11 protein-coding genes and 2 pseudogenes are annotated in these 9,523 nt (G+C 65.2%); 4 read left to right on the top strand and 9 right to left on the bottom strand.

The window, feature by feature from the left end:
- Window positions 1-95: 95 nt before the first annotated feature.
- The 4 genes from WDW90_RS32425 to WDW90_RS32410 form a co-directional block, all read right to left on the bottom strand.
- Window positions 96-326 (bottom strand): hypothetical protein, encoded by a 231-nt coding sequence (locus tag WDW90_RS32425; RefSeq protein ID WP_336491720.1) that lies wholly within the window; start codon window positions 324-326, stop codon window positions 96-98.
- An 88-nt stretch (window positions 327-414) separates the two neighbouring features.
- Window positions 415-765 carry a Crp/Fnr family transcriptional regulator gene (locus tag WDW90_RS32420; RefSeq protein ID WP_336491718.1) on the bottom strand — a complete coding sequence of 117 codons (351 nt, stop codon included), beginning with the start codon at window positions 763-765 and terminating at the stop codon, window positions 415-417.
- 5 nt (window positions 766-770) lie between these two features.
- Window positions 771-1,151, bottom strand: a complete 381-nt coding sequence (locus WDW90_RS32415; protein ID WP_336491717.1) for a Crp/Fnr family transcriptional regulator — start codon at window positions 1,149-1,151, stop codon at window positions 771-773.
- A 1,470-nt stretch (window positions 1,152-2,621) separates the two neighbouring features.
- Window positions 2,622-2,846 carry a hypothetical protein gene (locus tag WDW90_RS32410; protein WP_336491715.1) on the bottom strand — a complete coding sequence of 75 codons (225 nt, stop codon included), beginning with the start codon at window positions 2,844-2,846 and terminating at the stop codon, window positions 2,622-2,624.
- A gap of 165 nt (window positions 2,847-3,011) precedes the next feature.
- Between WDW90_RS32410 and WDW90_RS32405 the strand changes: the two genes are divergently transcribed.
- The gene (locus tag WDW90_RS32405) at window positions 3,012-4,172 is read left to right on the top strand and encodes a PAS domain S-box protein (RefSeq protein ID WP_336491714.1); all 1,161 of its coding nucleotides are present in this window, start codon (window positions 3,012-3,014) and stop codon (window positions 4,170-4,172) included.
- Between the two features lie 200 nt (window positions 4,173-4,372).
- On the opposite strand, the gene WDW90_RS32400 is transcribed toward WDW90_RS32405, so the two are convergent.
- Window positions 4,373-4,612: a hypothetical protein gene (locus WDW90_RS32400; RefSeq protein WP_336491712.1), complete on the bottom strand. Its 240-nt coding sequence runs from the start codon at window positions 4,610-4,612 to the stop codon at window positions 4,373-4,375.
- 497 nt (window positions 4,613-5,109) lie between these two features.
- Between WDW90_RS32400 and WDW90_RS32395 the strand changes: the two genes are divergently transcribed.
- A complete protein-coding gene (locus tag WDW90_RS32395) occupies window positions 5,110-5,376 on the top strand; it encodes a hypothetical protein (protein ID WP_336491711.1) in 267 nt (88 codons plus the stop codon).
- A 267-nt stretch (window positions 5,377-5,643) separates the two neighbouring features.
- On the opposite strand, the pseudogene WDW90_RS32390 reads toward WDW90_RS32395, so the two are convergent.
- Window positions 5,644-6,236 (bottom strand): annotated as a pseudogene (locus WDW90_RS32390) (Maf family nucleotide pyrophosphatase).
- Window positions 6,237-6,791: 555 nt separating this feature from the next.
- Here WDW90_RS32390 and WDW90_RS32385 point away from each other — a divergent pair.
- Window positions 6,792-6,965 (top strand): hypothetical protein, encoded by a 174-nt coding sequence (locus WDW90_RS32385; RefSeq protein ID WP_336491710.1) that lies wholly within the window; start codon window positions 6,792-6,794, stop codon window positions 6,963-6,965.
- Between the two features lie 74 nt (window positions 6,966-7,039).
- On the top strand, window positions 7,040-7,546 hold the full coding sequence (locus WDW90_RS32380; RefSeq protein WP_336491722.1) for a disulfide bond formation protein B: 507 nt from the start codon (window positions 7,040-7,042) through the stop codon (window positions 7,544-7,546).
- Between the two features lie 372 nt (window positions 7,547-7,918).
- Here the strand turns inward: WDW90_RS32380 and WDW90_RS32375 are convergent, their stop codons facing one another.
- From WDW90_RS32375 to WDW90_RS32365, 3 genes and pseudogenes are all read right to left on the bottom strand, one after another.
- A complete protein-coding gene (locus WDW90_RS32375) occupies window positions 7,919-8,275 on the bottom strand; it encodes a hypothetical protein (protein WP_336491709.1) in 357 nt (118 codons plus the stop codon).
- 537 nt (window positions 8,276-8,812) lie between these two features.
- Window positions 8,813-8,947, bottom strand: a pseudogene (locus WDW90_RS32370) (IS110 family transposase); the annotation flags it as partial.
- Window positions 8,948-9,174: 227 nt separating this feature from the next.
- Window positions 9,175-9,523 (bottom strand): TCP-1/cpn60 chaperonin family protein (locus WDW90_RS32365; protein ID WP_336491708.1); only part of this gene is annotated, 349 nt, incomplete at its 5' end.

Raw genomic sequence — 9,523 nt, 5'->3', positions numbered from 1 at the left:
CCTTCGCGCGCCTTTCGCCTGCGGAGTGCCGCAACTACTTCTCGGCCGCCGGCTACGAGGATGACGCTTGTGCTTCCAGCTGATCGGGACCCGCTCTAGCGCCCTTGTGGGAAGCGGGCCGAGGCGCTGAGAAGCGGCAGCACTTCGTCCAGCTTGGCTTGCAGACGCACGGCCTCCGAAAGCAGGTCGGCAGCCCGCTCCCGAAGAGAGCGAGCTGCTGAGGCTTGACCGAGCTGCTCGAAGTGGGCGGCCGCAGCGTTCAGGTCAAAAGCAACGGTCTCATCGACCAAGGCTGCAGCCTGCAGCTCGGCAGCAAGGCGCTTCACAACAGCCCCTCCCGATTGGATGTGGGTCGGTATAGAACCATACTAAGCCGCAGGAGGTTGCAGGCCAAGAGAAGCAAAAGGCTCATCGTTACCGCTCTGTCAGATTGCCTGAGCCCGGCTCGTTTCCAAAGTGCAGGTACGCGGAATCGAACTCGGCGAATGCCTTCACCCGCTCGACGTCCGGGATGGTCAGGCGGTGCTGGCTGAACACGATCAGGCCGCTTCTGCGCAGGGATTGCAGCACGCGGTTCACGTGCACGAGAGAGATCCCAAGCACGTCGGCGATGTCGGCCTGGGTGAGGCCGAACTCGAAGCTGGTCTCGTCGGCGAGGCCGGCCGCCCGCAGGCGCACCAGCAGCTCGCAGAAGATGTGGGCGAGCTGCTTGTCGGCGCCGCGCCCGGTGCTGGCGAGCCATTCCTGCGTGATGCTGAGCTTCACCAGCGTCATCCACCAGAGCGCGCGCCCGATCCCCGCGGATAGGTCTCGATCAGCTCCGCCATGGCCTGACGCGGGATGTCCGCGACGGTGCAGGGGGTGAGTGCTCCGACCGTATGTCCGAGCAGGAAAGGCAGTGGCAGGTGACCGTCGCAGAGGTCGCCTGGCACGATCAGCGAGATGATGCGCCGCGCCCCGTCGGACCAGATCTTGTAGCGACAGGCAATGCCGCTCAGGATCAGGCAGACACTGTTGGGCGGACCACCGATGTCGATATCGGTCCGCGCTGCGACGGTTCGGGGGCGCAACGCCAGGCTGTGGAGGGCTTCGCGCTCCGCGTCGGATAGGAGGCCCGCGTATTCCAGCCGTCTGATCAGGCGGTTGTCCATCCGTGGCCTCTGCCCGGCTCCTTGCGCGGCGGGTGCTTACTCCGCATTCTGCTGCCCCCGGGGCACAGTACGGACTGAGAATTCCTTCGCGCAAGCTCCTGCAAAAGAGCGCGGCGCCGACGACGCCCTGCTGCGGTCGGTTAACTGAATCTTGACTAGCGCGCCTCACGGGCCGAGAAACGACTTTCAAGTACCTCCCGAAAGCTCATTCTCGGTTCCGCAACTGAGCTTACGCGAAGGGAAACGCACAGATCATGCGAATTTCGGAGCCTCGCGCGCATGCAAAGGCCCCAGTTCGGTCTCAGCAGTTGCCGGCGCCAACGATCAAGCGCAGCATCGTGGCGCGCTTTGGCTATCAGCTGAGTGGCAGGCACCGGCCGCACGCGCGGCTTTCCCCCCTCACAGCGCGTGTTGCGGTCGGTGACCCCTTGTCGTGCCCGCTCACGCTGCTTGAGCAGTGCGCCACAACCAGAAGCAGTGGTAACCCTCAGCACAACTAGCAGTTGGATTATTGCTGGATTGTGGTTCACTGCTGATGCGCGCGGTCGCTCAGCGATAGCGTTGCGACGGGCCGGGTTGAGCTTTGTGAGGGGGGGCGCTCCCCGGCCCGCTTCCATAATTCCCCTAACGCGAGCCGGCTGGGTCTGCGCGAAAGCTCCAATCTGAGGTCCGTCCGACGACACGAGCCATTCATCCCCCGGACGGTCCACATCGTCGGCCTTTGCACTCGTCCGTCCGCTCCGCACGATTGCCGGTCTCTGCCCTGAGGCGCAGCATCCTCGTGCGCCCTGTCTGATGATGCGCAGGGTGACCCCTCCCCCGCCCCAAGCCGCGCCAGGCTTCGGCCACATGTCTGGTCGCCCGCTCGCCCTGCGCACTCGGAAGGTGCTCGCCCTCACGGACGAGTTCCTGCCACCGGGCGTGATGGCTGTGCGGACGAGCCTGCTAACCCGAGAGATGAAGGAACTCGCCACGCGGACCGGCGATGAACTCGTGTGGGCCGGGTTGGCCGCGAGTACCGATAGCGGTGAGCGATGGGCGGGAAGTACGCCATATGGCAGGACGGCAAGAGCTGGACGGCCTACAGCACGAGGACGAGTTCGCCCGTGTGCTTGAACGGCGCCCCCAGGTGGGGCTCAGCGGAGAGGTGGTCCAAGAGATCGTTCGGACAATGCAGGCGCTTGAGCCTGGATCGGACAAGAGCGCGGCCGGCTGAAGGCCGCGGTAGGCCCCACCAGCTGCTGATGCGCGTGGTTAGCTGCTGGTGGGGCCAGCCCGCCGGCCCGTGCGGCGGATCTCACGGCGGGTGAGGTCAGGCTCGGCCGGAAAGGTGAACGACTCCTTACCCTGCTGGGACGGGTACGGCAGCGTGCCAAGCTCTGTGTGGCGCAGCGGACGGCGACACATTGCCCGGTAACGGCGGGTTGGGGCGTGAGAGGGCTGTGCGCAGTCCGTGGATCCCGGATACCTTCACCTTAAGGACAGGCAATCCGGATGCCGGCGGCCCTTGCATCCACCCGCGGCGCCACACCCCAGCAGACGTTCGGCATCTCCGCTCACATTGAGCGCGGCGTGCAGGTGCTGCAAATGCATGACCCCATCACCTGGAGTGACCAGCAGATCGCCAACCCAGACGTTCAGAAACTGTAAGCGGTTGCCGAGTTCGGCCCTGGCTATCTCTGCCTTCGCGGTCATGAACCCTGGCAGGTTTCCGAGCGGACACATTGGACGTCATCTCAGTCGGGCCGCAACTCGCTGCCATCCGGCAGGTTAGACGTTAGATCAGCATCTGGCTGCCGGAGGGGGCACAGAGGAACCGATGGTAAGCGCCGGTGCCATGTCACATCTAAGAGTTGCGTCATGATCAGCGTCTCCGCTGACATGCCTCGGGGTGATAGACAGGTACCGGGAGGTGCCGAGGATCAACTTGAGCTCTTCCGGACAGCCCTCGACGCCATTGGCGAGGCTGTCGTCGTCACCGGCGCAGAGCTGAACGCTCCGGGTCCGATCATCACGTACGTCAATCCTGCCTTCACGCACATGACCGGCTACTCGGCCCAGGAGGCTGTCGGGCAAACGCCGCCCGTGCTCCAAGGCCCGCTCACCGACCGGGCAGTGCTTGATCATCTGCGCTCGGACTTGGAAACCCGGGAGGCATTCCAGGGCACGGCGATCAACTACCGCAAGGATGGCAGCACCTACACCTTGCACTGGCATATCACGCCGCTGCGTAATGCGGCTGGCGAGATAACCCACTGGATCGCTCTGCAGCGCGAGATCAAGCCGGGCGACCAGATCGGCGAACTGCCAGAGGCGCGGGCCGGCCGCGTCCGCGCAATCACAGCCCAAGCTGCTGCCGGCGTGGCCCAGAAGGTCGGCGTGCCCGCCGGGATCGGCCGGCTGACAGAGCAACTGGCGCAGACGTCCGTCGACCTCCAAAGGCAGGTACGCAATACGCTTGAGCTGGTGCGCTCAATCGCGCGTCGGACCGCCGAGACCCACGAGGCCGCTGCGGAGTACGCCGCGCATCTGGATGGCCGTATTGACGCGCTGCAGCGCTTGCAAAGCGCGGCGATGCAGAACCAGCCGGGCGGCCTTGATCTCGAATGGCTTGTTGCGGACGAGCTGCAGGCGTTCGAGATGGCGAATGTGGATCGGGTGCGCATCTCCGGGCCAGCCGTTAGCCTTCTGCCCCGGACTGCCGAGACGTTTGGCCTTGCCATTCACGAGCTTGCGACGAATGCCCTGAAGTTCGGGGCTCTGGCGGGGAGCAACGGCTTTGTCTCGGTGAGGTGGCGTGTCCACTCCCGCGAGGGCAAGCCCCGCCTCCTGTTCCGGTGGGTGGAGCGTGGAGCATCTGAACCGGTGCGATTGCCATCGCATACCGGCTTTGGCCTGCGGCTGCTGGAGCAGATCCTGCCAACCGATCTCAAAGGGCGCTCGAAGCTGCGTTTCGCGCCCAGCGGCCTCGTTTGTCATGTGGATCTGCCCATGTCCTCGCAGGTTCTGCAGACCGCTTGAGGTCCGGCCACAGATTTCGGAGCGGTACCGCGGGCAGAGCTTCATTCCATAACGTCCAATCCGCGACGGCAGGTGGGCTGGGTCTCCGAGCCGGAGGCGGTCTCAGAAACAGGCGGCTACCGGGATGGTCTCATTCGCGGGTGGTTTCTCGGACAGGCCAAACCGGGGCGCAGGCCGCAGGGATATGCCGCAGGTCCGGCTCAGCCGCGCACGGTCGCGCGCAACTCCGCCAGCACGTCGGCGAAGTAAGCCTTCACCCGCATCCCGCTCGCCGCATCGCTGCTTTGGATCAGACACTTGGCGGGCAGTTCCGCCCAGAACAGAGACCGCAGCAGCTTCTCACCGTCGATGCACATCTCCCGTTCGCTCTGCGCGGTCAGGACGACCTCTTCCGCACCGGACTGCATCGTCAGACGGTAATGCGACGGGCTCATAGGCATGCACCCCCGGCCTCGCGAGCACAACGCACGGCGTGCGGGTTGGATCTTGGCGGCAAGCAAGAGGCCGCCAATCTCTCAGGATGGTCTTGGCGCGCAGCCGCTCGGCAGCATGGCTGGCTGAGGCGTGGAGTTCTGATGGAGGGATCGATGGCGCACCTGAGGCAGTCAGTCCGCTCGTACTACGACCATCTGTGCTGGCGGATCGCCGCATCAGCCGCGAGGCACGAAGCCGAGGCAGAGCGCCTGCGAGCGGAACTCGCCCAACAGCCCGGAGAGGGGCGCAGGCAGGACCGCTGAGATCCTGCCCGCAGCCAGGCTTGTTCGCTGACCGAAACCAACTCGAGCAGGCAGGTTGTGGGTCGGTGGCCGCGCTGTGTGCTGCGGGATGCCTCAACGGACAGGCCGAGGCCCCGTTGTAGGCTTTCGCACCTACCAACGCCTACGACCGCGCGAGGCCGCAGGTCGGATATGCTTCGTGCCGCTCAGGAGTGCTGCAGATGGCCCTACTCATCCGTGAGCTTCAACGATCTACAAAAGGGGCTGTCGCCAGCGAAGAGGATTGGTGGCGGCTGGTTTTCAATACGGACACGAAGCGCCGCTACGTCGAGCACGCGTGGCGGCATTCCGAGGCGCGGGAAGCCGGCCGGTCAGGCCAGGGGACGGAGCAGATCGAGATCCCGGACTACCTCACGCAGGCGGGGCAGACGGCTGGGCATCGCGAACTCTGGCGGCTCATTCAGGCGCTCTTTGGCGAGGCGCACTGACCGACACGCTTGCTGGTTTCCGAGTCTCGCCATTGCTCTCGGTCGGCTTCAAACGCTTGCCGCTGCACATCTCGGGGCGCAGCATCGGCCGGCGCCCTGGATCGAAGCAGCCAGAGTGGCAGGCACCGGCCGTACACGTTCATCCCCCGAACGATGAACGGCCGGTGCCCCTGCCCTGAACCCTTCTGAGATGCCGGGTTGAGTCTCGGCCAGGCTTCCTTCCGCCACAGTCCGGCTCGATGGCGCGGGTTTCAATCGCTCTCACGTTCAGGCCTTCTCGAACTCCCGCCCCACGGGGAAGCCCGCTCCCTCGAGCAGGGCGACGGTCTCGTGGACGGGCAGGCCCAGGACCGCGCTCTGCGATCCCATCAGCTTGACGACGAAGGCGCCGGCCAATCCGTCAAGGGCGTAGGCTCCCGCCTTGCCACGCTACTGGCCCGAGGCGACATAGGTCCGGAGCTCCGCAGGCGAGAGGCGCTTGAACCGCACGCGGGTCTCAACGAGACGCTGGCGGAGCTTGTCGGCCGGCGTGATAAGCGAGATTGCGTGTAGACCCGGTGTTGGCGGCCCGAGAGCAGTCGCAGGCACGCCACTGCCTCCTCGGTGAGTTCGGCCTTCGGCAAGACGCGTCGGCCCACCGCCACGACAGTATCGGCGGCCAGGAGCCATGCGCCTTGCAGGTCCTCGCGATTCCACGCCGCTTCGCGCACCGCCTCCAGCTTCGACCTGGCAAGCCGGCGGGCCAGCTCGCGTGGCGACTCGAACCTGCGGGGCGTCTCGTCGACCTCGGTCGGGAGCAGGGCTGCCGGCTCGATGCCGACCTGTTGCAGGAGTTCCAAGCGGCGCGGCGACGCGGACACGAGGACGAGCCGGACGGGCCCGTCAGATGCCGGCGCTTGAGTTGACGGCGTGCTCCAGCCCGGTCTTTGCTTGCGACGGCTTCATGTGAGGATATCGAGTCAACTCGGGCAGACGGGCGTTAACATCCTTCAGGGCAGCATGCTGCCAGCCCAGTTCGCCGTTCTCTCTGATCGGCTCGCGCAGCCCCCCTCGAGTATCCGCGCCGCGTCACCGGTGCGGGCCTGCAAACCCTTCCACACATCGGGGTCGCTCAAGGTTCGGACCTCAGGGTCCGGAGTTCGGCCCGAAGGTTCGGACCTGTCTGACGGACGATCGCGGGCCCGACGCGGGCCTGCGCCCGGAGGATGTCTTCATCAAGGGGGATCGCGCGCCTGCGTTCCGCAAAGATTGCCGGGGCATGTGTTCACGAGACGTGAAGCCAAGCCAGATGGCATCACTGATCCATGGGCACGTCTCAGCCGCTTGACCGGAACCCTATCGGCGCGAACAATTCCCAGACTGAATGATAGGGGGTGGATGATGCAGCGCCTTCGACGGATCGCGGAAGTTCAGCCGTGATGGTCCTGTGCTTCACCGCCTTGACACTCGCTCTCTGCCTGCTGCAGGCCGACCGTCGGGGATTGGCTCTGACCGCTTTTGCCGTCGGCTTGGCGCTCTCGGTATGGCTGTTCCTGTTCGACGTCTACAATCCGTCCGAGGGCTTCCGTATGCCGTGGCTACAAGTGTGAGTGCGCCCCGGCCTTACCAGGGCAGGCTTCGCGTCAACCTTGTCGCGGGATTGGGCGACCTTGGCCTATTGGCCGTGCTGCTTGTGCTAGCCGGCGTGCTCACGGCCGCGATGGTCCTGCAGTACGGCTACGGCGAGATCCCGTGTATGCTGTGCCTTCTGCAAAGGGTTGCCATGTTCGGCATCTGCTTCGGCCTGATGCACCACTTCCAGCAGGACGGTCGGGCACGGGGCGTCGGGCTGGCGCTCGTCTCCGCCGTGTTCCTGCTGATTGTCTCGGCCCGCCAGACCCTCATCGACATCTGTCCGCGGCCGGGTCACGGCTACGTGGGCAGCGCCGTCCTGGGACTACACATGCCGGTGTGGTCGGTGTTGGTTGCCTTGGGCGTGATCACGGCTCTGTCCGCGCAGGTCGCTATAGTAGGCGGAGGACGGCAAGACGTGTCGCCGTCTCCTCCACTGGCAAGCACTGTCCGTTGGACAGGGATGTACGTGAGCACTCTATGCGCGATCAACTTGGTGTCCGCCGTTCTGCAGTGCGGCTTCGGCCCATGCAAAACGAGCGGGTATAGTCTGCTGTGATGTGACCTTGGCTTAAACGTCCGCTCTCGCATGTCAGACCCACTTCTGCTCAGGCCGAAAGCGACCGGCGTGCTTTCCGCCTCTGAATCGCAGAAGCAAGCATTCGATGCAGCTCAAGTGACAGAGCTGGCATTGGACCGGGCTGCTTAAAAGGATCAGCCCAGAGCTGGGCGTGTGGTGAGTGTGCACAGGGCATCACTTTCAGCCGAGGCAGTGCCCACGGCGGGCTCTGCCGTTGACTTCCCCTACGAGTTGGGACGGCTCTCGCATCGGCTGTCTCAGACTTGCCTGTCCTGCTTCCTTTCGGCCACGGGTGTCGATCTCGTGGGCTAAAATGGCGACCGGCATGAGCCAGGCCGCAGCTTCGGGTCTTCAGATCCTCAACAAGAGGCTGGGCTCGCGGCCCTTGCTCCCATACGTCTCCAGCAGCCTGCCGCATTCCGGGCCGGGTTCCTTGCGCAATCGTCGCTCCAGCCGCACGATGTCATCGCGCAAGTGTGCCGACCGCTCTCGCTGAAAGAGATCCGAGTGGCTCATGCCATGTGCCTGCGAGAAGTCCTTAAAGCGTCCGAAGTCGATCCGTGTGTCTGCGCAATAACGACTTGCCAGGTCGACCTCGATCCCGGTGCGCAAGGCGGGGTCGTCGCCGAGCACGGCCGCACGGTGATGCCCAACCAGCGTGGCGAACGCGACCCAGACGGCGATTGGACAGCAGACCCGTAGAAGCATCCCGCCTCCAGCAACGTCCTGCGCCGTGAACAACGTCTTGTCAGGTCGTCGCCGCGGCAATCGCCGCGCATATGGCGACGCCTTCGTTGCTGGACGATGTCAGACCACGTCGTTCCGCAACTGAACAGATGCGCATTGGGCAGGAACGGGGCTCGCGCGGCTGGACACGTCAGGGCGCCGCGCAAGCGATGGTCCTGGTTCGCGCGGCGAGCGAGGAGACCCTGGCCGGGTCTCCAGCGAGAGTGTCAACCGCCGCGGGCTTCCCGGAGGCTGTTTTGTTTGGGTCAAACGGCCAAGGCTGAGATCTCGACCTGGACTGAGTCACGCGTTTCCGACTTGACGGGAGGGACGGTGCCGCCGGTTTCGAGCAGGTGCCGGGGCTGAACCAGTCGACCCACTCCACCGCGAAGCGGCTCGGCATTCAGTGAGGGTTAGACAAGAACGTGACTTGCCCCTGGGAAGATCGCACCGCTCGTTGGCCGGGGACAACCGGGCATTTCTATAGAGATCGTCTTCCTGTTGTCTCTGTTATCCCCGATGACGCCGCAGCGCCGCGGCCAAGGCCTCCGGCTCGCTCGGCCGCTTGCCCTTCCAGAGCAGCCTGCCGCGCTCGACGAGCACGTGGATTGCGGTCTCCTTGTCCGAGACGTCGAACGCAGCGTAGTGCGCCAGAGCAGCCTCCGATCCACAGTACCGGCCGAATCTGGACGGCGCGATGGGACCGCGGCTTCGTCAGCCTCGTGGAGGTCGGCGAGCGCGACTTGTGGCTCTGGCTCGTCTCGCCTGCCGATCCCGAGGGAGCGGACCAAGACCGGGAGGAAACGGAGCTTGGGCTCCCGGTCGGAAGCAGACAGGCCGCCTGAAAGCGGCCTGTCTGCCCGGTTTGATGCAGATCGGCTTCAGAAGTCCATGCCGCCCATGCCACCCATGCCGCCGCCCGGCATTGCGGGCGCCGGGCTCTCCTTCTTCGGAGCGTCGGCGACCATCGCCTCGGTGGTGACGAGGAGGCCGGCGACCGAGGCCGCACCCTGGAGCGCCGTGCGCACGACCTTGGCCGGGTCGACGATGCCGGCCTGCAGCATGTCCACGTACTCCTCGGTCTGGGCGTTGAAGCCGTAGGTCTCCGAGCCCGTGTTGTCGGAGATCTTGCCGACCACGATCGAGCCCTCGACGCCCGCGTTCGAGGCGATCTGGCGGAGCGGGGCCTCGAGCGCCTTCAGGACGATCTTGATGCCGGCCGCGACGTCG

This window comes from Methylobacterium nigriterrae, from assembly GCF_037106235.1.
Taxonomy (GTDB): domain Bacteria; phylum Pseudomonadota; class Alphaproteobacteria; order Rhizobiales; family Beijerinckiaceae; genus Methylobacterium; species Methylobacterium nigriterrae.
Note: the sequence above shows the minus strand (reverse complement) of the source record. Positions and strands in the feature narration are given on the sequence as shown.